Origin of the sequence: Kordiimonas sediminis, from assembly GCF_014656395.1 — a bacterium.
GTDB classification, from domain to species: Bacteria; Pseudomonadota; Alphaproteobacteria; order Sphingomonadales; family Kordiimonadaceae; genus Kordiimonas_A; species Kordiimonas_A sediminis.
Genome location: NZ_BNCI01000001.1, coordinates 239,853 through 264,392 on the forward strand (window position 1 = coordinate 239,853; position 24,540 = coordinate 264,392).

The 24,540-nt window shown below is 51.9% G+C and carries 24 protein-coding genes and 1 other RNA gene; 9 read left to right on the plus strand and 16 right to left on the minus strand.

Annotation, left to right across the window (positions count from 1 at the left end; all coding sequences use genetic code 11):
* The first annotated feature begins 30 nt into the window (after positions 1-30).
* Positions 31-915 (plus strand): acetylglutamate kinase, encoded by an 885-nt coding sequence (gene argB, locus IE181_RS01125; protein ID WP_191251463.1) that lies wholly within the window; start codon positions 31-33, stop codon positions 913-915.
* Between the two features lie 91 nt (positions 916-1,006).
* On the opposite strand, the gene IE181_RS01130 is transcribed toward argB, so the two are convergent.
* Both IE181_RS01130 and IE181_RS01135 read right to left on the minus strand, forming a co-directional pair.
* Positions 1,007-2,275, minus strand: a complete 1,269-nt coding sequence (locus tag IE181_RS01130) for a DUF2336 domain-containing protein (protein ID WP_191249724.1) — start codon at positions 2,273-2,275, stop codon at positions 1,007-1,009.
* On the minus strand, positions 2,265-3,935 hold the full coding sequence (locus IE181_RS01135; RefSeq protein WP_191249725.1) for a bifunctional diguanylate cyclase/phosphodiesterase: 1,671 nt from the start codon (positions 3,933-3,935) through the stop codon (positions 2,265-2,267). The genes IE181_RS01130 and IE181_RS01135 overlap by 11 nt, the downstream gene beginning before the upstream one ends.
* 99 nt (positions 3,936-4,034) lie before the next feature.
* Here IE181_RS01135 and IE181_RS01140 point away from each other — a divergent pair, with 99 nt between their 5' ends.
* The 3 genes from IE181_RS01140 (at position 4,035) to dapE (ending at position 6,783) form a co-directional block, all read left to right on the plus strand.
* Positions 4,035-4,706 (plus strand): pyrimidine 5'-nucleotidase, encoded by a 672-nt coding sequence (locus tag IE181_RS01140; RefSeq protein ID WP_191249726.1) that lies wholly within the window; start codon positions 4,035-4,037, stop codon positions 4,704-4,706.
* A 78-nt stretch (positions 4,707-4,784) separates the two neighbouring features.
* Complete coding sequence (gene dapD, locus IE181_RS01145) at positions 4,785-5,630, plus strand: 2,3,4,5-tetrahydropyridine-2,6-dicarboxylate N-succinyltransferase (RefSeq protein WP_191249727.1); 846 nt, start codon at positions 4,785-4,787, stop codon at positions 5,628-5,630.
* 4 nt (positions 5,631-5,634) lie between these two features.
* On the plus strand, positions 5,635-6,783 hold the full coding sequence (gene dapE, locus IE181_RS01150) for a succinyl-diaminopimelate desuccinylase (protein ID WP_191249728.1): 1,149 nt from the start codon (positions 5,635-5,637) through the stop codon (positions 6,781-6,783).
* A gap of 19 nt (positions 6,784-6,802) precedes the next feature.
* Here dapE and IE181_RS01155 read toward each other — a convergent pair whose 3' ends face one another.
* The 5 genes from IE181_RS01155 to ffs form a co-directional block, all read right to left on the minus strand.
* The gene (locus IE181_RS01155; RefSeq protein ID WP_191249729.1) at positions 6,803-7,192 is read right to left on the minus strand and encodes a GFA family protein; all 390 of its coding nucleotides are present in this window, start codon (positions 7,190-7,192) and stop codon (positions 6,803-6,805) included.
* Complete coding sequence (gene recR, locus IE181_RS01160; RefSeq protein ID WP_191249730.1) at positions 7,189-7,794, minus strand: recombination mediator RecR; 606 nt, start codon at positions 7,792-7,794, stop codon at positions 7,189-7,191. Before recR ends, IE181_RS01155 begins: the two co-directional genes overlap by 4 nt.
* 24 nt (positions 7,795-7,818) lie before the next feature.
* Positions 7,819-8,142, minus strand: coding sequence for a YbaB/EbfC family nucleoid-associated protein (locus IE181_RS01165; RefSeq protein ID WP_191249731.1), 324 nt, complete (start codon positions 8,140-8,142; stop codon positions 7,819-7,821).
* Positions 8,143-8,164: 22 nt separating this feature from the next.
* Positions 8,165-9,946 (minus strand): DNA polymerase III subunit gamma/tau, encoded by a 1,782-nt coding sequence (locus IE181_RS01170; RefSeq protein WP_191249732.1) that lies wholly within the window; start codon positions 9,944-9,946, stop codon positions 8,165-8,167.
* Positions 9,947-10,061: 115 nt separating this feature from the next.
* An RNA gene (gene ffs / locus IE181_RS01175) (signal recognition particle sRNA small type) lies at positions 10,062-10,159 on the minus strand.
* Between the two features lie 82 nt (positions 10,160-10,241).
* Here ffs and nudC point away from each other — a divergent pair.
* Complete coding sequence (gene nudC / locus IE181_RS01180) at positions 10,242-11,174, plus strand: NAD(+) diphosphatase (protein ID WP_191249733.1); 933 nt, start codon at positions 10,242-10,244, stop codon at positions 11,172-11,174.
* Between the two features lie 13 nt (positions 11,175-11,187).
* Here the strand turns inward: nudC and IE181_RS01185 are convergent, their stop codons facing one another.
* Positions 11,188-11,481, minus strand: coding sequence for a 4a-hydroxytetrahydrobiopterin dehydratase (locus IE181_RS01185; protein ID WP_191249734.1), 294 nt, complete (start codon positions 11,479-11,481; stop codon positions 11,188-11,190).
* Between the two features lie 25 nt (positions 11,482-11,506).
* Positions 11,507-12,211 (minus strand): NAD-dependent deacylase, encoded by a 705-nt coding sequence (locus IE181_RS01190; protein WP_191249735.1) that lies wholly within the window; start codon positions 12,209-12,211, stop codon positions 11,507-11,509.
* A 114-nt stretch (positions 12,212-12,325) separates the two neighbouring features.
* Here IE181_RS01190 and IE181_RS01195 point away from each other — a divergent pair, with 114 nt between their 5' ends.
* Positions 12,326-12,814 carry a low molecular weight protein-tyrosine-phosphatase gene (locus IE181_RS01195; RefSeq protein WP_191249736.1) on the plus strand — a complete coding sequence of 163 codons (489 nt, stop codon included), beginning with the start codon at positions 12,326-12,328 and terminating at the stop codon, positions 12,812-12,814.
* 30 nt (positions 12,815-12,844) lie between these two features.
* Here IE181_RS01195 and IE181_RS01200 read toward each other — a convergent pair whose 3' ends face one another.
* Positions 12,845-13,534, minus strand: coding sequence for an arylesterase (locus IE181_RS01200; RefSeq protein ID WP_191249737.1), 690 nt, complete (start codon positions 13,532-13,534; stop codon positions 12,845-12,847).
* Between the two features lie 118 nt (positions 13,535-13,652).
* Here IE181_RS01200 and IE181_RS01205 point away from each other — a divergent pair, with 118 nt between their 5' ends.
* Entirely contained in the window at positions 13,653-14,393 is a 741-nt protein-coding gene (locus IE181_RS01205) for an ABC transporter ATP-binding protein (protein ID WP_191249738.1), read from the plus strand.
* Complete coding sequence (locus IE181_RS01210; protein WP_191249739.1) at positions 14,390-16,927, plus strand: ABC transporter permease; 2,538 nt, start codon at positions 14,390-14,392, stop codon at positions 16,925-16,927. The genes IE181_RS01205 and IE181_RS01210 overlap by 4 nt, the downstream gene beginning before the upstream one ends.
* A gap of 22 nt (positions 16,928-16,949) precedes the next feature.
* Here the strand turns inward: IE181_RS01210 and IE181_RS01215 are convergent, their stop codons facing one another.
* The 6 genes from IE181_RS01215 to IE181_RS01240 form a co-directional block, all read right to left on the minus strand.
* The gene (locus IE181_RS01215; RefSeq protein ID WP_191249740.1) at positions 16,950-17,309 is read right to left on the minus strand and encodes a hypothetical protein; all 360 of its coding nucleotides are present in this window, start codon (positions 17,307-17,309) and stop codon (positions 16,950-16,952) included.
* An 80-nt stretch (positions 17,310-17,389) separates the two neighbouring features.
* Positions 17,390-17,920: a peptide deformylase gene (def, locus tag IE181_RS01220; protein WP_191249741.1), complete on the minus strand. Its 531-nt coding sequence runs from the start codon at positions 17,918-17,920 to the stop codon at positions 17,390-17,392.
* Between the two features lie 23 nt (positions 17,921-17,943).
* Positions 17,944-18,597, minus strand: coding sequence for an RluA family pseudouridine synthase (locus tag IE181_RS01225; RefSeq protein WP_191251465.1), 654 nt, complete (start codon positions 18,595-18,597; stop codon positions 17,944-17,946).
* Positions 18,598-18,666: 69 nt separating this feature from the next.
* A complete protein-coding gene (locus tag IE181_RS01230) occupies positions 18,667-20,370 on the minus strand; it encodes a Na+/H+ antiporter NhaC family protein (protein ID WP_191249742.1) in 1,704 nt (567 codons plus the stop codon).
* 41 nt (positions 20,371-20,411) lie between these two features.
* Complete coding sequence (locus IE181_RS01235) at positions 20,412-22,775, minus strand: patatin-like protein (protein ID WP_191249743.1); 2,364 nt, start codon at positions 22,773-22,775, stop codon at positions 20,412-20,414.
* Positions 22,776-22,880: 105 nt separating this feature from the next.
* Positions 22,881-24,071 (minus strand): hydroxymethylglutaryl-CoA reductase, encoded by a 1,191-nt coding sequence (locus IE181_RS01240; protein WP_191249744.1) that lies wholly within the window; start codon positions 24,069-24,071, stop codon positions 22,881-22,883.
* Positions 24,072-24,204: 133 nt separating this feature from the next.
* Between IE181_RS01240 and IE181_RS01245 the strand changes: the two genes are divergently transcribed.
* Positions 24,205-24,483 (plus strand): hypothetical protein, encoded by a 279-nt coding sequence (locus tag IE181_RS01245; RefSeq protein ID WP_191249745.1) that lies wholly within the window; start codon positions 24,205-24,207, stop codon positions 24,481-24,483.
* Positions 24,484-24,540 lie beyond the last annotated feature (57 nt).

The following is a 24,540-nucleotide window of genomic DNA, read 5'->3' on the forward strand; positions in this document are numbered from 1 at the left end:
GTTTAGATTAATGGAACCCTCAGGAAGATGATGTCGGTCAAAAGCGATCAATCCAAACTGCAACGCAAGGCAGCGATCCTTGTAGAAGCATTGCCGTATATGAAAAAATATAATGGCGAAACTTTCGTCATTAAATACGGCGGCAATGCAATGATCGACGAAAGTCTCAGCCAGCAATTTGCCGAAGATATTACCCTGTTGAAGCAGGTAGGCATCAATCCGGTTGTCGTCCATGGTGGCGGCCCCCAAATTGGCACTATGCTGAAAAAGCTGGATATCGAATCCGAATTTATTGATGGTCTGCGCGTCACCAGCAAGGATGCGGTCAGTGTCGCAGAAATGGTACTGTGTGGCGGGGTGAATAAAAACATCGTCGCAGATATTAACGCCAAAGGGGGGTGCGCAATCGGCCTGTCCGGTAAGGACAGTTCCTTGGTGACCGCTGAGAAAATCATCCGCAAACGCGCTGACGGCAGCGAAGTTGATCTTGGTTTTGTTGGCACGCCAAAAGCCGTTGATGCGACTTTCATCGAACAAAGCATCGCAAATGGCATCATCCCTGTGATTGCCCCGATCGCGATGGGCGAAGATGGACAGACCTACAACATCAATGCGGACACAATGGCTGGTGCGATTGCCGGTGCACTGAACGCACGCCGCTTCATCCTTTTGACCGATGTGTCGGGTGTTATGAACAAAGCCGGCGAAATCCTGACCGAACTGTCGTTCAGTGATGTCGATACCCTGATTAAAGACGGCACCATCACGGGCGGCATGCTGCCGAAAGTTGAAACCTGCGTTAATGCGGTGAAGGCCGGTGTAAACGGTGCCGTTATTCTGGATGGCCGTGTTCTGCACGCCATTCTTCTGGAAATCTTCACCGAGCGCGGCGCAGGTACCCTGATCCGGGAATAATTTCTCGGCCGCAAAAAATTGGTGGCAGCAGATCAGAGCACATTCCAGGCACTTGGAGGCTTGTAGATTTTGACAAGGCAGTCAGTTGCGGTCAGTCTTCCTGTTCAAGAAAATAGCTTAGGTGCCATTCCAGTTCATCTTCCCCAATCGGATATTTATCGCCGTCTTTACCCGGCAACAACTGGGCGGTTGGCACCAATGCAAACTTGGTTTGAATTTCGTACGCCGTTCGCATGACCAGCCCCGCCTTCCAGACAAGGGCTGTGACCGCACGCCCGCTTTTTGAATGAATAACACTGCGGACAGTCTTTGCATCAACATCTGCCAGAAGGGACAAACACTGGATAACAAGCTCCCGATTGTTGGATTCAATCATTTCCAGTAGATATTTGTCGGTAAGTTTGCCTGCGGCGAATAAATCACCTGCCTGCTTTGCCAGCATCTTTTCTTCGTCAGCACCGACACGTTCGGACGCCAACCTGTCGCGAACCCGGTCCAGAATATCGTCCGCGTCTTCCTCGTTCAGTTCAGAGTTTTCAGTCATTGCCAAAACAAGTGCCGAGGCAACAAAGCCCGCTATTCTCTTCATTGCCCGAATGGATAATTGTGGCCGCAATGCCAAGGGGCGGTGCAGGCTTTCAACTGTCTCGGCCTGAGAAATAATCTGATCCAGAGTTTCTTCTCTGATCTGTGCATTCTTGTTGGTCAACAAAGAGGCGACCGCAGGAATATCAAGACTTGCAGCAATGTCATCTGCCACAACCTCGCTGACCTCTTCACGGGACGCAATGGCAGACAGTACGGCAGAGCTTGCGCCCGCGGCGATTATCTCGCGCAGGTCGTCATCGTTCAACAGTGGTGAATAAGCCAGAATGGGTCCACAGACGATATCTTCCACGTCCCGTGCCAGCTTATCGACAATGGACTTTGGTACAGCGTCAGACCGCTTGATCTCCTCAGCAATAATCGCCCGTACTTTCGGCAATTGGTCAGCTGCCAGCTTTTCAAGGATGGCAATCGTTTTATCCCGCACGAGCTGCTGTTCGTCGCTAGGCATATTCGGAATCAGTCGGGCAATTTTTCGCGCCAGTTCGCTGCGGACTTCTTCGTCTTCATCCGCGGTTAGTTTTTCATCCGCCTGGATAGGTGTCGAAGGGTTTTGCGCAATGATTTTCCGAACCGAAGCCGATTGATCCTCAGCAAGATAATAGAGCACTTCCGGGCGGGCATCCTCTCGCGACGCAAGTTCCTTTTTCTCTGCGTCACTGCCGCTACTTAGTATCTGCTGCTCTTTTTCCGCTGTCAGCGTATCGGGTGCTTTCTTGTCAGAAGCGAACAGGCCCTTAAGTTTACTCAACATTATTCAAAGTATCCCCACACGTATCTTCGTCTTCTGCAAAAGCAATGGCCCCGCGCCCGGCACGTTTTACCATATATAGAGCGCGATCAGCTCGGTCACACAGAGCGGTGAAAGATTCACCAATACCAGACCGACTTTTACAAATTCCTACGGACATCGAAAGCTTTAAATCGTCCTTGTTTAACTGCATCCTGATCCCCGACATGGCATCAATCAGATGTCGTGCCCGTTCCTCGGCATCATTCCTGTCAATATTTTCAATCCAGATTACAAATTCATCGCCGCCGTAACGCCCGGCAATATCAATCGGCCTGATCAGGTCCCTGATATTGGACGCAACCAGACGCAAAGCCAAGTCCCCAATCTGGTGCCCCATTGTGTCATTGACCTCTTTAAAATGGTCCAGATCAATAAACATCAGACAACCAGACTGTCCTGTTCTATTCTGGTGCAGAAGCCGTTTGTTCACTTCGGCTTCAAAAGCGCGACGGTTCAACAACTGTGTAAGTTCATCCTGCCCCGACAGTCGGGATAGCTTATCAAACAGCGCAGCTTTTTTCTGCGCGGCAGCCAAAATGTCTCCGATTGCAACAAGCAGGGCTTTTTCCTGCCCTGACCAGGGGCTTACTGCGGTATCCCGACTAACCAGCACAACGCCTTCGCATACGTCACCCTTAACGAGGGGGACGATCATATGATCCCTGCCCTGCACATCCAGGAACACTATATCGTCAGGAAACTCGGTTGGCAGTTTCTCTGAAACGATATGGAAATCACATTCCAGCTCAGGGTCTTTTTCCGACGCGACCGGGATATATCCCCCATCATACAGCTTATAGATAAAAACCGCATCGGCGCGAAACAGGTCCTGCACCTCGGCAACAGCCCGGCCCAGAACCTCATCAGAACTTTCTGCTGTTACCAGAATACGGGTCAATCTTTCCTGCATTGCCAGACGCAGTTTTTCCTGCTTCACTGCTTGTTCGCGCCGCACCCGTTCTGTGATTATTCGCGCAGTGCCCCGGGTCCCGATACAAAATCCGCTGTCGTCCAGAACAGCTTTAATCGATATCGTCAGATATTCCCGCACACCATTTGCGTTTTCATACGGGACTTCCGAGAAGTCACTATCAGTACGCACCCCAAACGGATTTTTCTTGGGCGTTGCCTGCCCATCCCAGAAAACGGATGTTGCATCCTTGCCCACCCACGCGTCAGTGCTGCGCCCCAAAAAGTCAGCAGGCATGACAAATGTGATTATCCCCTTGTCATCCAGTTCAAAAGCAAGGTCAGCCGCACAGTCTAGCAAGTCCTTCATCAAGGCCCTACTGGTAATCAGGGCTTCTGTGACTTTATCAGGCAGTGTTGTATCGCGTGCGACAAGAAGAAAGCTCTCCTGCTCAGGCACGCAGACAAGCCACAAATTTTGTGCATAGTCAGCGCCGTCCATGCGCGCTTCAGACAAACAGCTCGTCTCTTGAACACGGTCTAGCAAACCCATGACAACCGGATCCCTCGCGGCAACCAAGTTTACAAGACTTTGTCCCGTTTGGGATACTTCCATAATCCCATAGTCCAGCCCCACGCGCACAGCCATCGCCGCCGATTGTTTAATCGGAACTTCCACCGGGTTTCTCGACAAAAAGTGCCTAGCTATCACATGATTATCCTTCGTTATCCTTTAACCTAAGCATATTCTCTGTTAAGCAGCAGTTAACTTTACCGCCCCCTGTGTAATTTTAGTGAAAGTCTATGCACCATGCCTCACAAAATTCGCGACAAAAAAGTTTGGGTCTTTGATCTGGACAACACTCTCTATCCCGCAGAATGCAATCTGTTTCAACAGATTGATGTACATATGGGGGAGTTTATTCAGCGATTACTGTCACTTGATCCGATCGAGGCCAGAAAAATTCAAAAAAAATATCTGGTGGAGTATGGCACCACGCTAAAAGGCCTGATGGCCAATCACGATGTTGATCCGCATGATTTTCTAGACAAGGTCCACAATATCGACTTTTCGCCCATACAAAAAGACGTACGGCTGCGCAGTGCACTTGAAAGGCTCGATGGCCGTAAGCTCGTGTTCACCAATGCCGACCTGCAGTATTCAGAACAAGTCTTGGACCGTCTGGGCATTGCTGACCAGTTTGAAGGGATCTTTGATATTCATGCAGCAGACCTGGAACCCAAGCCCAAGCTGGCATCCTATGAGAAATTCGCCCGCACATTCGAGATTGATCCGACACATGCCGTCATGTTCGAAGACATGGCACAAAACCTGATACCGGCCCACAGCCTGGGTATGTCGACGGTCTGGATTGATACCGGCAGCGAGTGGGGTGACCCAGGCCAAGATAAAGATCATATCCACTACGAAACAAACAGCCTGTCTTCCTGGCTGGACTCCTTTACAAAAGATAACAGTTGAAACCGTTGACTCTGGCGCGTTTCAAAGTATCTTCGCGCCAAACTCCCCCTGTCCCTTTTTACCGGATGAGAAACGACCATGACCATGACAGCTCTTGAAACCACGATTAACGATGCCTTTGATGCCCGCGACACCATCTCCACAAACACCACTGGTGCGGTGCGCGACGCTGTGAACGAAGCCTTGAACCTGCTGGATAGCGGCAAGGCACGCGTAGCAGAAAAAGGACCAGATGGATGGCACGTAAATCAGTGGCTAAAAAAAGCTGTTCTGCTGTCTTTTCGTTTGAACGATATGGAAGCCATCGCAGGCGGCCCCGGTGAAAACACCAATTGGTGGGACAAAGTGCCCTCCAAATTTGAAGGCTGGAACAAGGAAGAATTCTCTGCCGCGGGCTTTCGCGCTGTACCGGGTGCAATCGTGCGCCGCTCAGCCTTTATCGGCAAAGGCGTTGTATTAATGCCGTCATTTGTAAATCTGGGTGCCTATGTCGACGAAGGCACAATGGTGGACACATGGGCAACTGTCGGCAGTTGCGCGCAGATCGGCAAGAATGTTCACATCTCTGGCGGTGCTGGCATCGGTGGTGTTCTTGAACCTTTGCAGGCTGGCCCCGTAATCATTGAAGACAATTGCTTTATAGGCGCGCGCAGTGAAGTGGCTGAGGGTGTCGTCATCGAAGAAGGTGCCGTATTGTCCATGGGCGTCTTCATTGGTGCATCTACCAAGATCATTGACCGGGAAACTGGCGAAATCTTCATGGGCCGTGTCCCTGCGTACAGTGTGGTTGTACCCGGCACCCTGCCTGGCAAACCGCTTAAAGACGGCACACCTGGACCGAACCTTGCCTGTGCTGTGATCGTGAAACGTGTTGACGAACGTACCCGGTCAAAAACATCTGTGAACGAACTTCTCAGGGACTAGACACGTGACAATAATCAATCCCCTTGAACTGTCGCAGGCGCTGATCCGGCATGAAAGTGTCACCCCCGATCGGGGTGACGCACTGGACCTTTTGGCCGAAACGCTAACAGGCATGGGGTTCGACTGTCACAAACTTGTTTTCGAAGAAGAAGGCACTGATCCTGTTCCCAATCTGTATGCACGCCTTGGGACCAGCGCACCAAACTTCTGCTTTGCCGGGCATACGGATGTTGTGCCGGTCGGTGTCACAGATCACTGGCAGGACGACCCGTTTGCTGCCACAGTCCGCGACGGCAACCTATATGGGCGCGGAGCCAGCGATATGAAATCCGCCATTGCGGCGTTTGTAGCAGCCGTGTCCCGATATCTGGCCAACCAGCCTTCAGACATGAAAGGATCACTATCCTTTCTGATCACTGGCGATGAGGAAGGCCCCGCAGTAAACGGTACAAAGAAAGTCCTGAACTGGCTGCAGGAACGCGGCGAGGCACTTGATTACTGTCTGGTGGGCGAGCCTACAAACCCGCAGGAACTGGGACAGATGATTAAAATTGGTCGTCGTGGTAGCCTGCACGGTATGCTTTCCGTCAAGGGTATTCAGGGCCATGTCGCCTATCCTCATGTTGCAAAAAACCCTATCCCTGATCTGGTGAAAGTTCTGGACCAACTGGGGTTGGAGCCACTTGACAATGGCAACGAGCATTTCCAGCCGTCAAATCTGGAAATTGTGAATATTCATGTCGGCAATGACAGCCACAATGTTATCCCCGCAGAAGCAAAAGCGCGGTTTAACGTACGGTTCAACAATGAATACACACCCGAAGCCTTGCAGGCAGAACTGATAAAACGCATGGACCGTGCCGGTGTTGCCTACGATATCGACTGGTGGGTATCCGGTGACAGTTTCCTGACCCCTGTTTGTACCCTGACCCATGCAGTGCAGGACGCTGTGGAACATATAACAGGCCGCAAGCCAGAGCTTTCAACGACAGGCGGCACGTCTGATGCCCGTTTCATCAAGGATATGTGCGCTGTTGTCGAATTTGGTCTTGTTGGCGCGACCATGCATAAAGTGGACGAACATGTCGCGGTCACCGACATTGAAAAACTGACAGAAATTTATCTGGATGTTATTGGTCGCCTGTTAAAATAATATACTGGCGGGGGGATGATTAATCCTTCGTCCCCCGCAGGCCCTGAATATTATCTTCCCAATTTGCGCCGTCAAAATCACCGTAGGTGATATCGTCCACCGCCGTCTTATCAATACAATTGACATTCACTGACCAACCGTCCGGGTGGCTACGCGGAACATAAAATGCTTTGACCCCACAGGATTTGCAAAACAGATGTTTGGCAACACCCGTGTTAAATCGGTATTCGGTCAGATTGTCTGACCCTGCCGTGATCCGAAACTCGTCCTGTGTTGCAAAATAATGGACAAATCCGGTCATGGAACAAATGCTGCAACTGCACCGGATGGCCTTGATACTCCTTGGGGCATCAACCTCAAACTGTACCGCGCCGCAGTGGCAGCCCCCTTTGTGTGTGACCATTGTCATGTTACCACCCCGCGGGACCGCAGAGCAGCCGCAAGTGTTCCATCATCCAGATAATCAAGTTCCCCACCAACCGGCAGGCCGTGTGCAAGGGCGGTGACTTTGACGCCAGCGTCTTCCAGGCGTTCGGCCAAATAATGGCTTGTTGTTTGTCCGTCTACTGTAGCATTCAGCGCCAGAATAACCTCTGTCACGTCTTCCTGCGTTGCACGGCTGATCAGCTTTTCCACATTCAAATCGTCGGGGCCGACGCCGTCAAGCGCGGACAAGGTCCCACCAAGAACCTGATAAATGCCGCGGTACGTCTCTGACCGGTCAAGCGCCCATAAATCTGCGACGTCTTCAACCACACAGATTGTGGTCTGGTCCCGGCGGATATCGCCGCAGATATGGCACGGGTTGACGGTATCAAGGTTACCGCATTCGCTGCATATCTCGATACTGTCTGCAACATCATGAAGCGCATTGGCAAGCGGCACCATCACACTGTCCCGCTTTTTTAAAAGCTGCAGAGCCGACCGGCGGGCAGACCGCGGCCCAAGCCCCGGCAATTTCGCCAAAAGCTGGATCAGGGTGTCAATTTCAGAACCGTGGGAGCGAGGCATATGCAAAGGGACCAGACGTATATCTTAAAACGGCATTTTAAACCCATCAGGCAGTGGCAGACCGCCTGTCAGATCTTCCATCTGCTTTTGCATCATATCTGATGCCGCTGCCTTGGCTTGCGTGTGGGCTGCCATGATTAGATCTTCAACAACTTCTTTTTCCTCAGCACTAAAGAGGCTGGGATCGATGGACAGGGCTTTCATATCACCCTTGCCGTTCAACGTTACTTTCACAAGACCAGCGCCTGCAACACCTTCGACCGTCTGGTCTTCCATTTCGGCCTGCATTTCGGCCATTTTGGTCTGCATTTCCTGGGCTTTTTTCATCATTTGAGAAAGGTTTTTCATACCACTTACTCGCTATTCAAGTCTAAAAATCAAAATCGGACGTATCGTCCTCAGGGTCGATGAAGGACATATGGTCGCCTTCGCCAACCAGTGCAAGATCATCGTCTTCGTCGCGGTTTTCCCGTACTGCCAACAATTCTGCCCCCGGAAACGCCGAAAACAGGGCTGCTACGACCGGATCTTCCATCGCCTCGTCACGACGCTTTTGGTCACGGGCCACTTCCTGTTCACGAACAGAGGCATCCCCGCCTTCCTTCGTCAGGGTAATCACCCAGTCTTCTCCGGTCCAGGACTTCAGGCAGTTCTTCACCCGCATGATAAAGTCAGCCGGTAACCGGTTAGAGAGGTTCAGTGTCATTTTCCCCGGTGCATAGCTAACAAGCCGGGAGTTATCTTTAAGCCCCACAGCAAGGGACGCCTCTTTCTCCAGATGAAACAGATCAATCATCTTTTCAAAAGAAATCGGCATGGGGTGCGGCGCATGTCCCGTTGGCTCGCTTTGTCGCAAGGCAACAACCTGTGCCGTTGCCTGTGCCGTCATTGGCTGGCCGGGATTAGCTGCGGCACCCTGCATGGAAGCCTGCCCCTGCGTACCGCCACCTGCGGGGCCAGCGCCCCCCGCCTGCACGCCCGCAGCAGGTGCACCTGCATTTTGGAGTTTCTTCACCAATTCGGCTGGTCCCGGCAGGTCAGCTGCGTAAGCCAGTCTGATCAACACCATTTCCGCTGCAGAGATTGGGCTTGGTGAAACCCTAACTTCGCCAAGGCCTTTTAACAGCATCTGCCAGGCGCGTGTCAGTTGCGGCATAGACAGTGTCGTTGCCATCTTGCCGCCCTGCTCTTTCTCTGCCTCAGATACCAGCGAATCTGTCCCGGCATCCGGTGTCACTTTCAACCGGGTCAACCAGTGGGTTACATCCAGAAGATCATTTAAAACCACGCTTGGATCCGCGCCGCGGTCATACTGTGACCGTAGCGTTGCCAACGCCGCCTGAATATCGCCTTTCATAACCTGCTCATACAGATCAAGTACTTGCGCCCGGTCAGCCAGCCCAAGCATGGACCGGACCTGATCCTCCATGATATCACCGCCAGCATGGGCAATAGCCTGATCAAGCAGGGACAAACTATCCCGGACGGACCCTTCTGCTGCCCGCGCGATCATTTTCAGGGCACTTTCTTCAGCCTTACAGCCCTCTGCCTCAACAATGCCTGCAAGATGCGCAACAAGGGTGGCAGATTCGATCCGCTTCAAGTCAAACCGCTGGCAACGTGACAGAATAGTAATCGGCAGTTTGCGAATTTCCGTTGTCGCAAAAATGAATTTCACATGGGACGGTGGCTCTTCCAGTGTTTTCAAAAGCGCATTGAAAGCCTGCTTCGACAACATGTGCACTTCGTCGATGATATAGACTTTAAAGCGGGCAGAGACAGGGGAATACCGGACACTTTCGATAATTTCGCGCACATCATCGACACCTGTGCGGCTGGCCGCATCCATTTCAAGCACGTCAACATGCCGGGATTCAGCGATTGAGGTACAGGCTTCGCATGTCCCGCACGGATCAATTGTCGGACCATCATGGGCGGTACAATTCAGGGCCTTCGCAATAATTCTGGCCGTTGTGGTTTTACCCACACCCCGGACACCGGTTAGAACGAATGCATGCGCCAGACGACCAGCATCAATCGCGTTGGACAGCGTTCTGACCATTGCTTCCTGCCCGATCAGACTACTGAAATCAGATGGCCGATACTTTCTCGCGAGAACGCGATATTCCTGATTGGAGCCCTGTTCGCTCATGGTGTTATGGACCTCCCACACATCATACTGGATCGTTCACAGAGGAGTAGCAGCTAATGCCCCGCCATGAAAGAGGATATACACGAATTCTTCTGAATTTTTGGGGAGATTGTTTAGGGTGGAAGAACCAGACGACCCAAGCCAAACTCGTTACGGCTGCTTCCTTTCGGACCTGACCGGATTGGCGAGCGGATTGTCCGCCGGCTCTTCCGAAGCTGTATATGGCGATTCTTTCGGCCACTTGCAAGAGGTTTATTCTGCCTGTACCGTGGCGATGGTGAAAAAAGGTGTATTTATGACTTTATCTGCTATCCAAACAGTATTTTCCGGCAACCCTCTTGACCGCGCAGATACCTTAAGACCCGAGCCAACTTTACTAACCGATTGGGCTAACCGGGATGATGCCCGGTGTATGGTCTTCGCTGGCGACCGTATTCTTACGGGGCCTGATGTCGGGGAAATCATCTGGCTGACAGCATCACAGATGCGATTTCTACCGGTTGCCCTGAAAATCTTTTTGGGGCTGGACGGCGCAGCCCCGCGCTATGCAGCACGCCTTGCCGGATCAGCAGAAGATTTTGACGGCATGTTTGACCATAACAGATTTCGCGATGCACGCAGTATTGCGACAAAACGGGGCATGGCAGAACCCGAGCTAGGGATCATCGCACAGGCAAAATCCATTCTGGACTGGCATGTCAGCCACCGGCACTGTTCCAAATGCGGGCACGAATCTGCGCTTGTCAAAGGCGGCTACGAACGCGAATGCCCTGACTGCGGCGCCCAGCATTTTCCGCGCACCGATCCGGTCGTCATCATGCTGGCGCTTTCCAATGACAGAGCCCTGGTCGGACGAGGTTATCAGTGGCCCGAGGGACTGTATTCGGCACTGGCTGGCTATGTTGAGCCGGGGGAGACGATCGAAGAGGCCGTAGCACGGGAGTTGATGGAGGAAACAAACATCCACAGCTGCAATGTGCGTTACATTTGTAGTCAGCCGTGGCCGTGGCCTTCTTCCCTGATGATTGGCTGCATTGCGGATGCCACCACGACCGAGATAACCCGCGACGAAACGGAAATAGAAGATGCGCGCTGGGTAACCAAGCAGGAAGCCATAAAGGCGCTGCAAAAAGGCTCTGGCGATGAAACGGTGGACAGCGACATTTTCATGCCGCCCCCTGTGGCAATCGCACATACGCTCATTCGTCACTGGGTGGAGCATTATTAAGTTGCAAGCATGATTACGCGTTAAAAAACGCATCCATGGCGGCTGCCATATCCGTATCCCGGTGGCTTACACCTCCGACATCATGGGTCGTCAGATTAACATCAACCTTATTATAGACATTGAACCATTCAGGGTGGTGGTCCATTTTCTCTGCCAGCAAAGCGACGCGGCTCATAAACGCCCATGCGGCGCTAAAGCCTTTAAAAACATACCGTTTTTTCAGTGCCTTTGAGCCTGCGTCATAGTCCCAGCCAGACAGTGATTGCAGCGCTTCTGACCGCGCTGTATCTGTTAATTCATCAACCATCGTGTTCCTCTCCTCTGCGACAGGATTATCCTGCCGCTAAAATTTCCTCAACAAAGGCAGGTACCAAATCCCCTGCCCGGCCATGGCGACATTCTGCAAACATCGTCGCACCTTCACTGGGTTCCAGATTTATCTCGAGCGTATGCGCCCGCCCCAATCGCCGCACCGACGCCACAAATCCGGCAGCAGGGTAAACATTGCCGCTGGTGCCAATGGATACGAACAGATCACAGTCGGATAGTGCCATTTCTATATCATCCATATAAAAAGGCATTTCACCGAACCAGACAATATGCGGACGCAGCGAAGGAGCACCGCCACAGGCAGGACACGCTGTTTTCTGATCGCAGTCACCCTCCCAGAAATGCACGGTTTTACAGGACAAACAGCGCACTTTTTTCAGCTCTCCATGCATGTGGACTACAGAAGACGCGCCGCCCCGTTCATGCAGATCGTCAACATTTTGCGTGATCAAAGTAACAGTGCCGCGGTGTTGGCCCTGCAGTTTCGCCAAAGCCTTATGCGCGTTGTTCGGGTCAACAGTCCCAAGCTGGGCACGGCGCAAATTATAAAAATGCTGCACAAGGTCAGGATCACGCTGAAAGGCTTCCGGTGTTGCGACATCCTCTATCCTGTGCTGTTCCCACAGGCCGCCGTTATCACGGAATGTCGCCACACCTGATTCCGCAGAAATCCCTGCCCCTGTTAAAATGACTATGTTTTCATACATAGCAATTACACTTCCCCTTGTTACTGTCTCGGCGCTAGGGTACCAAGATTGACAACTGTTTCCAGCTTTTAGTGCGTCCTATCTTCTCTGTTTCAAAAAGGAAGTTTCCTAACCATGATCAAGGTCCTGTTTGTATGTATGGGAAATATCTGCAGATCCCCAATGGCAGAGGGAGCGTTCAGAAGCGCAGTCTCGGCTGCAGGACTACAGGATAGATTTCATATTGATAGTGCGGGGACAATTGGCTTCCATGCTGGTAACCCGCCAGACCGCCGCGCCATTCATACCGCACAGAAAAACGGTATCCAGATCAATAATCAGCGATCCCGCAAGGTCATGCCTGATGATTTCCGTGTGTTTGATTATATTCTGGCGATGGACCATGAAAATCTTGATGATCTGCTTGATCGCGCCCCAACTGAACACCAGCAGAAAATCAGCTTGTTCCTGCCTTATGCACCCCAATTGTCAATGTCGGAAATGCCTGACCCCTACTACGGCGCTGACAATCAGTTCGACCTGTGTTTTCGTGCGGCGACGATCGCAGCCGAAGAATTGCTGCACCATATTTCAGCGCAGCACAATCTGCCCATCAGTATTTAAAGTTTTTCACCCACGCGTTACCAAAGTGTCTTATTCGCTATCCAGTGACGTCAGATACGCCTGAACCACAGGGCCAACCTTACTGACAATAATGGTCACACCCTCTTTCGTTGGGTGAATGCCGTCAGGCTGATTTAATTCCGGGATAGCTGCGACGCCGTCCAGAAAAAATGGATAAAGCTCCACACCGTATTTCACAGACAAGTCTTTGTAGATGGAATCGAAAATTGCAGCATAATCAGGACCAAGATTTGGCGGTGCCAACATACCAAGCAGGAGAACAGGGATATCTCTGTCCGTCAGTGTTTTGACCATCGCGTCCATGTTGTCGCGGGTCACTGCCGGGTCAATGCCACGCAGCCCGTCATTACCGCCAAGACCCAAGATAACCAGATCAGGCTTGCCGTCTTTAAAGGGCGCCAAAGACCAGTCCAGACGGGACCGGCCGCCGCTTGTTGTATCGCCGGACACACCACCGTTCGTCACCTTAATCGTGGCGTCCGTCTTCATATTGCTGTTCAGCCAGACCTCTAACTGATCCGTGAAACCATCACCCGGCCCCAGGCCGTAACCGGCGGTCAGGCTGTCGCCAAAGGCCAGGATATTAACAGTTGCCGGCTCTTTTGCCCCATCTGTCGCCAAAGCAGCACTACCAAGCGCAAAAACAAGGACAAAAGCAGCAAAATTTGACCATAAAGCACGAATAAAAGCGAATGACATAATCGAACAGGCTCCTGATTGCGTATAAACTCTGGAATTCATATGGTTTTATACCTATCTAAAAGGACCATAAGTATAAATCTTGCCCTTAAAGTGGCAGCGGAGGATGTGAAAAACAATGGCTGATCGTAAATCTGTTATCAATTTGTCTGATGTGGAACTAACACTTGAAAGCGGCGCAGGCCCTGTCCACATCCTGAAAGGCCTGTCATTTGACATCAAGATTGGCGAAACAGTCGGCATTGTTGGCCCGTCCGGTTCCGGGAAATCCTCATTAATGAGCCTGATGACAGGGCTTGAACAGGCATCAAAAGGCACCGTTGATGTTGACGGCCTGATCCTGAATACCGCGGATGAAGACACGTTGGCGCGTCACCGTCTTAGCCGCATTGGTATTGTTATGCAGGCCTTCCATCTGATCCCGACGATGACAGCACTTGAAAATGTTGCCGTGCCACTAGAGCTTGCCGGTGTGGACGACGCCTTTGACCGCGCCGCACATGAACTGGAAGCCGTAGGTCTAGCCCACCGCATGGACCATTATCCTTCTCAATTGTCGGGCGGGGAGCAACAACGCGTAGCACTTGCACGCGCCCTGGCACCAGAGCCCGCGATCCTGTTTGGTGATGAGCCAACCGGTAATCTTGACTATAAAACCGGCCAATCCATCATCGAGTTGCTGTTTGACCTTGCCCGCAAACGTGGTTCCACACTGGTAATCGTGACGCACGACCCAAAACTGGCTGACCGCTGCGCGCGCGTGATTACCATGTCCGACGGCAAGATCGTCGATGACACAGGGGACACTGCCTCAATCACCGGGACGGAAACTGTCAGCAGCAAGGTAGCCAAATCATGATTACCCGCCACAGCCGGACCCCGGTTGCCCTGCGTTTTGCGCTACGCGAACTGCGGGGGAGCCTGAAGAATTTCCGTATTTTCATGGCCTGTCTGATTTTGGGCGTAGCGGCCATTGCAAGCGTCGCCTCCCTGACACAGGCGATTGAAGAAGGGCTGGCCCGTGAAGGGCAGAACATTCTGGGCGGGGACATTGAAATTCGCCTGTTCCAGCGCAAAGCAGACCCTTCGCTTGCTGACTTTGTCGCGGACAAAGGAACATTATCCAACAGCGCCCGCCTGCGAACCATGGCACGGGCACAAACCAGCGGCAAATCTACGCTGGTTGAGCTGCGCGGCGTGGACAGTTTTTATCCCTTGTACGGAGCACTGACAACAACACCCCAATTGGATAATGATGCGCTCTTTAAAAAGCGCGGGGAAACCTGGGGGGTGGCTATCGACCCACTGCTGGCACAGCGACTTGGTGTTGATGTTGGCGACCGACTGACATTTGGCGCGGTCACCACAGACATCCGGGCTTTAATCGACAATGAACCCGATAAAGCAAACCTCGGTTTCCAGCTTGGGCCAAGTGTTATGATCCGCATGGACGCTATAGAAGAAAGCGGCCTGATTACCGTCGGAAGCCTGGTGGATTATTACTATAAAGTGCGCCTGAATGACCCGTTAGCGGTTCAAGCGTTTCGTGATCAATTAGAAGAAGCATACCCAGAGGAAAGCTGGCGTGTGCGCGACCGCAGCCGCAGCGCCCCTGGCCTGCGCCGGTTTATCGACCAGATGGGCATGTTCCTGACGTTGGTTGGTCTGGCTGCCTTGATTGTTGGCGGCGTTGGGGTGGGTAATGCTGTGCGCGGCTATATGGACCGCAAGACAAAAACCATTGCCACTTTCAAGATTTTGGGCGCAGACGGCAATACGATTTTTGCCACATATTTCATTCAGGTCATGCTGATCGGGGTGATTGCGATCATCGCTGGGTTGACATTGGGTGCCATGCTGCCCGGCACGCTGGCGACGTTCCTGCCTGACACATTACCTGTCAAACCTGATCAGGGTGTCTATCCGCTGGCGCTCGCGCTTGCGGCAACATACGGTCTTTTGATCACGATTGCCTTTACTGTGTGGCCGCTGGGCGTCGCACGCGACTTGCCTGCGGTGCATTTATTCCGGTCCATTGTAACCGAAGATACACGCCGTCCACGCCGCATTTATCTTGCCATGATTGCGCTTGCTGCACTGTTCACTGGCCTGCTCGCCGTCTTGCTATCTGGCAACAAAATGCTGGCCGCCGGGTTTCTGGCAGGGGCCATAGGGGCGATTGCGCTTCTCAAGGTCACAAGTGCCCTAATTCAAAAGCTTGCCGCCCGGATCAAAGGCGTACGTAGTCCGCTGGTTCGGATGGCCATCGCCAATCTGCACAGACCGGGCGCCGCAACAGGCGCCGTTGTTATATCGCTAGGGCTTGGGCTGACGCTATTTGCAAGTCTTGCCCTGATCGAAGGCAATCTGGGGAAACAATTGCAGGAAGAAGTGCCAAGCGAAGCACCGGCCTTTTTCATCATTGATATTCAGCCTTGGCAGGTAGACGACTTTAAGAATGCTGCGGCATCCATTGACGGTGTCAGCGATATTATTATGGTGCCGTCGCTGCGTGGCCGTGTTGTCAAGATCAATGACACACCAGCCGCTGAATGGACAATACCAGACAGCCGGTTCCGCTGGATATTAAATGGGGATCGCGGTCTTAGCTATAATGCAGAATTGCCCCACGGCAGTTATGTTACTGATGGAGACTGGTGGCCAGAAGAGTATGCAGGCCCCCCCGAGATTAGTTTCGGCAAGGAAGAAGCCGAAGGGCTGGGCGTCAAAATTGGTGACACCATCACCGTAAGCGTCTTGGGCCGCGAAATCACGGCAACGATCCGGTCCCTGCGCCAGATTGAATGGGGCAGCATGGGCTTTAATTTTGTCATGCTGTTTGACCCGAACACGCTGAAAGCCGCGCCCCATACGTTTATGGCGACACTGAAAGCAGACACACAAACCGAAGAGATAGCCCACGCGGCCCTGACACAGCAGTTTGAGAATATTACCGCGATCCGGATGAAAGAAGTTCTGTCGACGGTGAATACCCTTCTGGAACAGATTGGCATAGCCGTTCGTGCAACTGCATTGGTTGCGATTATCGCTGGTGTATTTGTGCTTGCTGGTGCAATTGCCGCGGGCTTCCGCCAACGCGTCTATGAAAGCGTGATCCTGAAAGTAGTGGGTGCCGTGCGGTCGCAGATCCTACGGGCGTACCTGCTGGAATATATGATGATCGGATTGATCACGAGCGCGATTGCCATCGGGCTTGGCTGTCTTGCAGGGTATGTGGTTGTCGCACAGGTTATGGATATGACCTTCACCCTGCTGCCGGCACCGGTTGTCATCACCGTCTGTGTCAGCTTATTTGTGACAATCCTATTTGGTCTTGGTTCAAGCTTCCGGGCGCTTTCCGTCAAACCCAATGAGGCCCTGCGCAACGAATAAGGCCCTCATGCAGGACAAAAACTTAAGTACGACTGATACGGTCTATCACCGCGGCGGCAACAATCATAATGCCGCCGCCCAGTGCTGCAAAGGCACTGAAAGATGCAAGCAAACGGTCCAGATCCGGCGTTGATGCGGACTCCAGGAAAAAACTGGATACTGCAAGTAAGGGGGACAGAAGTATCAGTCCCGATCGAGCCAGCGTAATAAGTATATGCAAGGCCGCAAACCGTCCACGGTCTTCATCGGTGACGCGCAGGTCGTACGATCCCGCCAAAAATAGATTCAGCAGACATCCAAACAGAAAATATATATGGGCAGACCGGTAAAGCATCCTTGGGCCATCGGCCATGCCGGCAAGACCGTCCAGCCCCAGCGCCATATATTGTCCCGTTAAAGCGAAGGCAGTCAGGCCCACTATCCCAACCCAAAAATGCGACCGACACAGATATGGATATATCCCTAGCAACAGGGGCACCCTTCTCCGTGACTATGTTTCTTATATTTCTGCATTTTCTTGATCAGCATCTGACGTTTCACCGGCTTTAGATAATCGAGGAAAACCTTACCATCCAGATAATCAATTTCGTGCTGTAGTACCTGCGCGAACCATCCATCTGCCTTTAACGTCTGCGATATGCCATCCCGGTCGAGATAAGTGACAGTTATTTGTTTCGGGCGCGTAATTTCTGCCCGAATGCCGGGATAGGAAAGCGATGCTTCTGGGAAAGTTTGTGTTTCCTCTGACACCTCGGTAATTTCAGGGTTTACGAGTGCAAGGGGCGTGCTTTTACCGTCTTCCTGCATATCAACCACAACAATACGGTCCAGAATACCGACCATATTCGCGCCGATGCCTAGTCCCTTTTCCCGATACAGGACTTCGAACATCTGGTCGATCACTGCCCGGACTGTATCATCAACACTGGTAACTGCTGTTGCAGTTTTCTTAAAGATCGGATCAGGAGCCAAAATCAGGTCAAGAGACGCCATAGTTTCAATACTTTCAAAAGAGATTAGAAGGGTACAGGCGCAAAAAACTGGCACCGCTCTTCTGTAACAGGATGCGTAATTGTAAGGCGTTCAGCGTGCAGGAGCAACCTTTTAGACGCCGCTAGTGCCTCCCCTGTCGCATATAGCGCATCGCCCAGAATTGGGTGCCCAAGCGCGAGCATATGAACCCGCAATTGATGCGACCGTCCGGTTATCGGTGTCAGCTTTACCCGCGTGCGGTCGTCGTGTCTTTCAACCACCTGATACTGGGTCTGCGCAGACTTACCCAGTTCATGATCAATGATTTGCTTTGGCCTGTTTGGCCAATCACAGCGCATGGGCAGATCAATGGTGCCCCTATCCTGTTCTATGCGGCCAGCCACCACCGCCACATAGTCTTTATCCGTTTTTCTGTCCTGAAACTGTCGACTTAAGGCCCGGTGACTGTCTTTTGACTTGGCCATCACAATCACGCCAGACGTTTCCATATCAAGCCTATGGACGGTCAACGCTCCGCCCGTATGGTCCTGCGCCCGTAACTGCAGACTGTCTTTCCGGTCATCTGTACGGCCGGGAACGCTAAGAAGGCCAGACTGCTTATTAAGAACCAGCAGGCTGTCATCTTCAAACAGGATATCCAGATACGGATCCAGAGGCGGTGTGTAAACAGATGATATCACAGTGCAAATCCATTGCTTGCCAGGAACTACCGCCTCTTAGTCTGTTTTTGCGCTGCAGTCTATTTCCTAGACTGCATTCTTTTTCATTGATCGCCGCCCAAAGAGCATCAGAATGCCCCACAATGTGACTGCGCCGACGCCAAGTCCAACATACCAAGGAATTCCAAAGCCTGCCGGCAGTGTACCAAGGAGAATAGCAACCGCCCCGACAAGTAGTGCATAAGGCAACTGCGTCCGAACGTGTTCCACATGATTACAGCCAGACGCCATGGACGATAGAATGGTAGTATCGGAGATCGGGGAACAATGATCCCCCCATACTGCGCCCGCAAGAACGCAGGATATAGCAGAATAGACAACTGCCATATTCTCAGGATGCGGTGCATCACCGCCCCCGATAATTGCCCAGGCAAGCGGCACTACCAGTGGCATCAGAACAGCCATCGTGCCCCAGCTGGACCCTGTGCCCAATGCAGTCAGGCCAGCGATAATGAAGGTCAGCATCGGCAAGACTTCCATTGGCAAATCTTCTGCCAGCAAGGCGATCAGATAATCGGCGGTGCGAAGTTCACTTGTGATTTCTGCAAGCGACCAGGAAAGCGCCAGGATAACGATTGCCGGGGCAACACTGGTCATGCCTTCAAGCCAGGCATCAAACGCTTCTTCCAAATTCAACAAACGCTGTACAACAGTCAGCGCCACTGCAACTATACTGCCCAGAAGCGATGCCCACAAAAGCGATTTATACGAATCTGCCGTGCCCAGTATTTCCCGAATAGTCTCACCTTCACCGGTAATGATCAGCCCCGCAAACACCGTGACAATCACAACCAGAATTGGCAGCACCGCATTAATCGCCCGCGACGGCAACTCCATCGATACTGTGTCACTGCCAGAAAGGCTGTCCGGGATACCCTTACGTTCAAGGGGTGTCACATCATCCGCATCGGACAGCGAATCCAGCATATCATCCGCAGTGTCTGGCGCATCCACAGCACGCTGTTCGGCGCGCAGCATCGGGCCAAAATCGCGCCCCGTGAAACTGATCATCAATACAAAAAGGATCGCAAGTATGGGATAAAAACTATAGGCCAGTGTATTAAGAAAAATCAGATAGGCACTTTCCAAACCGCTGATGTTTTCAATGGCTTGGTCAATCAAGCCAACCTCGTAACCAATCCAGACCGAGATCAGGGAAATAGAGGCCACAGGCGCTGCCGTAGAATCGACAATATAGGCAAGCTTCTCACGCGATACTTTCAAACGGTCCGTCAAAGGCCGCATGGTGTTACCAACAACAAGCGTATTGGTATAATCGTCAAAGAAAATTGCCAGCCCCATAAAGGCGCTTCCCAGCTGGGCTTTTCTGCGGTTGGTGGCCCAGCGCGCCACTTTCTCAACCACACCCAGCATGCCGCCATTATTTGAAATAACGCCGACCATCCCACCGATCGTCAGCGAGAAAATTATAATAGCCACATGGTCTGCGTCGGCCAATGCCGTCACCGCGTAGGTATCAATGGTGCGAAATAGACTGGACCCCAGCCCCTCCAGCGTTAAGCCAGATACAATCCAGGCACCAGACCACAGGCCAAGAAAAAGTGCCGGGATAACCTGCCGGAACAAAAAAGCCGTAATGATGGCAATCGCAGGCGGAAAAATACTGAGGATTGTCGGATCAGAGGACCCTCCTCCATCAGCGGCGAGCGCAATACTGCTAAAAATCGAAACCGTTACAAGCGCACCAAGCATTTTCCGCTTACTGACCATAAAAGACCCTCCCATTCATTACCCACGTTGTACCCTAGCGGTTACTGAAATTTATGCAACAGATCCGAGATAATATCCTGCGCCCGTTCTGCGTGGTTTTTTTCTGTCTCAAGGATGCTGATATACAAGCGGCGCATAAAATCATCAATGTCGAAGTCTGGCGGCAATGCATCTGGCCCGGCTGCGTCGATGACAAAATCCACCAGCCTTTTTGCAGCGTGCAGTCGGCCCCACAGATAATCATTCTCCCGCGCCCGACGAGAAAAGAAAGCCCCGAAATTATTCAGCCTGTTGCCCATCAACACACCGGCCATATCCTGTCCCAGCATTTTGGGACAATCCTGCGGACTGATACGGTCGACACGAATTTCGTCATTTTCGATAACATCGGTCTGAACAGACAGGGGGAAGGTCACAACATCAAAGAAAGCAAACCCGACATAGGCACGAAACAGTTCCTGCCTAAGCCCCGTGTCCATAACTGTTTTCAGGATCTGCGCCAGTTCATAGTCAAGATTGTAATCCTGTTCTTCAAGGTTCATTGCCTCTTCCAGCACCTTTAAGACAGCATTCACACTCTCTGGATCGCCCGGCCTGATGGATGCCCAGTCAAAAGAAAATCCCATATACGGATCAGGCGTCAAATATGCGGTAAACCCTTCAAGGGCCGTATAGAGAACCTTTTTCAGGCGCGCGCCACCACGGGACACGGCCCCTTGCCCAGAACGCTGCACATAGCGGTTTATTTTCTTGATTACGAACCGTATGCGCCGGATCCGAAAATCAAGATCAAGCCCCCGGAACAGAAGGATACGCGCTTTAAAGGCTGTTCCTTCATCATAGGTAACAGCATCCATACTGGTGCCCGTAGGCAGAAGCCCGGTCACACTGGACCACCAGACGAGAGTATCCTGAATATCCTTGATGCTATCCTTGTCGCCGCTACGCTCTGCGACACATTTGGCAATATCCGCAATATGATCCAGAAGCTGAATGGCCTTGGTATGCGAATAGGCACCATAACTATAGCCAGCTTCGCTGTATGCCATTGTGTGGGCCTGCTCTCGCCAGGAAGCAAGAAGTGCCGTATCAATCATCCTGGATGCATCCAGTGACAGCAAACCGTCCACATGCTTGCGCACTTGCTTTTCTACCGTATCTGTCACCAGGTCATGGCGGCGAGCCAGTTTGTTTTGTCGGGCGATACCGCGTAGATCCTCATAGATAGGCTCCCGGCGTGGTATCTCAGCCAATGACGACAAAATGGTCCTGAAAAAACCGGGCGGCGCTGGTACCGCACCTGTGTCCGGCCCCTGCAGATCATCCGGCATTGGATCAACATAGATAATACGGCGGTCAACCTCGCGGTGGGCCGGGCGTTCATAAATGGCCTGAATTGCGGAAGCGAATGGTTTATTATTGGTCACCCCGCCATCAATAAACGACATATCAAACAATGTGTCTGTATCGTCCACAAACGCTGGAAAATTATGAGCGATAAATGTATCGCGTCCATCCCATGTTTGACCTCTTTCCTTCAGTGTTTCGGCCAGATCTTTCAACCGAACAGGCGGAAAGGCCCCAGGAAAAGACGAGGTCGCCCGTGCCACAAATCCAAGCCCCGCTATATGGTCATCATTCAGTTCTGACCATTCTGTACCATCTGCCTGCCGTCTGTAGGAAAACTTCGCCGTTAGACCGTGCTGGTGCTCTGTAACCTGATCAGGGTCATGCAGACTTAAAGATCGCCGTTGGCCAAAGAAATTTGTCAGACTGACAAAGAGATCAAGCTTATGACCAGGGGGCAACAAACTGTTGCAGGTTTCCGCTTTCCCCATGTTCGTACAGGCATCAAGCATCCACCCCAGCATAACCTTCCCTGAAAAAGGCGGCTGAAACCACCTCGACCGGACAAACCGCATCAGTTTGTTTTCCATCTCGGGATCACCCTGAGAAAGGGCATGGATACGACGCTTGAACAGATAAAACAGCGGATAGAGGTAAAACTTGCTCCATTTACCGGCCAACGTGTCCTGATCCATTAATTGTTCAATATCCCCCAAATTCAGCCACATATGGCGAAGGGGTGCCAACGAGAGATCGTGCGCGAGTGCCCGTGACAGGAATATGCCGTTAATGCCACCAGCTGATGCACCGGACACAACATCCACGATCACACGCAGCTTAACCTGTGGCGCCAATGCTTCCAGCAGTTCGGCATACAGGCGCTCTGTGTCAACTTCAGGATATTTCTGAAAGCGCTCTTCCGTGCCCATGTCAGAATCATGAAATGCCCGGGATGCCCGAACAAGCTTCAGTATTTCATTAGAAATACCATTCATGTAAACCGCAAGGGATGCACCGCCATAACAGACAAGTGCCAGCCTAAGTTCCAATTCGCGCATACTGCCTCTTCTGAAATTCTGCGTTTATAGTGCCACGAGTGATGACTGATTACCACCGGGAAAACACGCACTAAACTCAGACGGCGAGCAAGTCTTCACCCTTCATCAGGGACGGTTACGACCAAGTTTATCATGAGCATCCACCCAGTCACCTGCAACCACCGCGCTGGCAAGAGATATTTCACCGGCCAGCACCGTTGCCGCACAGATTTCGATAAATTTTTGGACCTTATCCGCACCGTAACACCCTAGCATTTCCAAGCATTCACGCTGTGTTGCAAGACCGGTACCGCCCCCATATGTCGCAACGATCAAAGACGGAATTGTGATGGACCAGTATATATCTCCGTTATCAAGAAGATCGGCATATGTGATCGCGGCATGAGATTCTGCGATATTGGCCGCGTCCTGCCCTGTTGCGATAAAAAGAGCAGTGAGCCCATTTGCCGAATGCATGCCGTTATTTGCCGTACCCGCCAACATACCGCCCGCGGACGACACAAGCCGTGCCCGAAACAGGGCAGCCGCCGTCGTGCCCATACGCTGTTCAATCAGCTCTTTTGGTATCACTGCTTCTGCGATAACACGCGCCCCGCGTGAATGCAGCATGTTCATATGGGAATGCTTTTTATCGGTATCTATGGCACCGGATAATGTATAGCGTGTTGGAAGGTCATACGTGCTTACAATCCATTCACAGGCAGCCTGGGTTGCCTTGCCACTCATATTCTGACCAGCAGCATCGCCGGTCGTATAATTGAAACGCAGGTACAGCATGCGTCCCACACACCACTGCTGAATTTTTACCAATTTGCCAACACTTGTGGTCGTCTCCGCCTGTGCCTTAATGGCATCAAACCGCGCCTCAATCCAGTTCCCCAGATTACGTGCGCCCCGGGCGTCTTCGCAGTGAAACACTGGCGCGCGCTGCATATATCTTTCGGCAATCGTTGTTTTCACACCGCCCATTTCAGACAACAGACGCATGCCGCGGTTATAACTGGCAACCAGTGTTCCTTCAGTTGTCGCAAGAGGAATGTAAAAATCGCCCTTCGCATACTCGCCCTCTATCCGCAGCGGGCCCGCCAAACCAATGGGAACCTGCGCAACGCCCATATAGTTTTCAATATTGCCAGGCAATGTTGCAGGGTCTACAGAACCGCTGCCAACATGGGATAGTTCAGCACCAGATACTTGCTGCATGAAGGACCGACGCTTTGCCGCCATATCGTTCGTGTAATCATTTTCCTTATCACGAGGAACCTTCGGAACTTCAGACACAACATCACCCGACATATCACCACCCACCTATTTTTAATGATTAACATTATATTGTTTTTTGGCAAATTCGGTGGAAATGACAAGGGTTTTCTTCAAACCATCTACTATTTAGTGTATAAAAATACCATAAGAAGGAAAGGACACCCGTATGACTGACTTTCTCCATGCGCTGGCCGAGGGGCTGCGTACCAAAGAAAAACTGCTTGAAGACCATAATGACCATCCGGCCTTTGACAGCCCGGAAGGCGCCTCTTTCAAACAGGAATATGATGACCTGCTACAACAGGTAAAAGAATTGAATGACCGCATTGATGCTGCACGCCGGGAAGGCAAAGACTATGACGAGCATTTCGAGCGTACAATCAATGACGACACCCAGAAAATTTCCGTGGCTATTGATAGCTGGTCCAAAAAAATAAAGCGGTAAGACCCGGTTTTCACATGAATAAGCCGCCCCTGACAAACAAATCAAGGGCGGCTTTTA

Excerpts from the sequence above, each read along its gene's own strand:
- argB (WP_191251463.1), top strand. The coding sequence starts at position 31 with ATGTCGGTCAAAAGCGATCAATCCAAACTGCAACGCAAGGCAGCGATC.
- IE181_RS01130 (WP_191249724.1), bottom strand. The coding sequence starts at position 2,275 with ATGTTGAGTAAACTTAAGGGCCTGTTCGCTTCTGACAAGAAAGCACCC.
- IE181_RS01140 (WP_191249726.1), top strand. The coding sequence starts at position 4,035 with ATGCCTCACAAAATTCGCGACAAAAAAGTTTGGGTCTTTGATCTGGAC.
- dapD (WP_191249727.1), top strand. The coding sequence starts at position 4,785 with ATGACCATGACAGCTCTTGAAACCACGATTAACGATGCCTTTGATGCC.
- IE181_RS01155 (WP_191249729.1), bottom strand. The coding sequence starts at position 7,192 with ATGACAATGGTCACACACAAAGGGGGCTGCCACTGCGGCGCGGTACAG.
- recR (WP_191249730.1), bottom strand. The coding sequence starts at position 7,794 with ATGCCTCGCTCCCACGGTTCTGAAATTGACACCCTGATCCAGCTTTTG.
- IE181_RS01165 (WP_191249731.1), bottom strand. The coding sequence starts at position 8,142 with ATGAAAAACCTTTCTCAAATGATGAAAAAAGCCCAGGAAATGCAGACC.
- IE181_RS01170 (WP_191249732.1), bottom strand. The coding sequence starts at position 9,946 with ATGAGCGAACAGGGCTCCAATCAGGAATATCGCGTTCTCGCGAGAAAG.
- nudC (WP_191249733.1), top strand. The coding sequence starts at position 10,242 with ATGACTTTATCTGCTATCCAAACAGTATTTTCCGGCAACCCTCTTGAC.
- IE181_RS01185 (WP_191249734.1), bottom strand. The coding sequence starts at position 11,481 with ATGGTTGATGAATTAACAGATACAGCGCGGTCAGAAGCGCTGCAATCA.
- IE181_RS01190 (WP_191249735.1), bottom strand. The coding sequence starts at position 12,211 with ATGTATGAAAACATAGTCATTTTAACAGGGGCAGGGATTTCTGCGGAA.
- IE181_RS01195 (WP_191249736.1), top strand. The coding sequence starts at position 12,326 with ATGATCAAGGTCCTGTTTGTATGTATGGGAAATATCTGCAGATCCCCA.
- IE181_RS01200 (WP_191249737.1), bottom strand. The coding sequence starts at position 13,534 with ATGTCATTCGCTTTTATTCGTGCTTTATGGTCAAATTTTGCTGCTTTT.
- IE181_RS01205 (WP_191249738.1), top strand. The coding sequence starts at position 13,653 with ATGGCTGATCGTAAATCTGTTATCAATTTGTCTGATGTGGAACTAACA.
- IE181_RS01210 (WP_191249739.1), top strand. The coding sequence starts at position 14,390 with ATGATTACCCGCCACAGCCGGACCCCGGTTGCCCTGCGTTTTGCGCTA.
- IE181_RS01215 (WP_191249740.1), bottom strand. The coding sequence starts at position 17,309 with ATGGCGCTGGGGCTGGACGGTCTTGCCGGCATGGCCGATGGCCCAAGG.
- def (WP_191249741.1), bottom strand. The coding sequence starts at position 17,920 with ATGGCGTCTCTTGACCTGATTTTGGCTCCTGATCCGATCTTTAAGAAA.
- IE181_RS01230 (WP_191249742.1), bottom strand. The coding sequence starts at position 20,370 with ATGGTCAGTAAGCGGAAAATGCTTGGTGCGCTTGTAACGGTTTCGATT.
- IE181_RS01235 (WP_191249743.1), bottom strand. The coding sequence starts at position 22,775 with ATGCGCGAATTGGAACTTAGGCTGGCACTTGTCTGTTATGGCGGTGCA.
- IE181_RS01240 (WP_191249744.1), bottom strand. The coding sequence starts at position 24,071 with ATGTCGGGTGATGTTGTGTCTGAAGTTCCGAAGGTTCCTCGTGATAAG.
- IE181_RS01245 (WP_191249745.1), top strand. The coding sequence starts at position 24,205 with ATGACTGACTTTCTCCATGCGCTGGCCGAGGGGCTGCGTACCAAAGAA.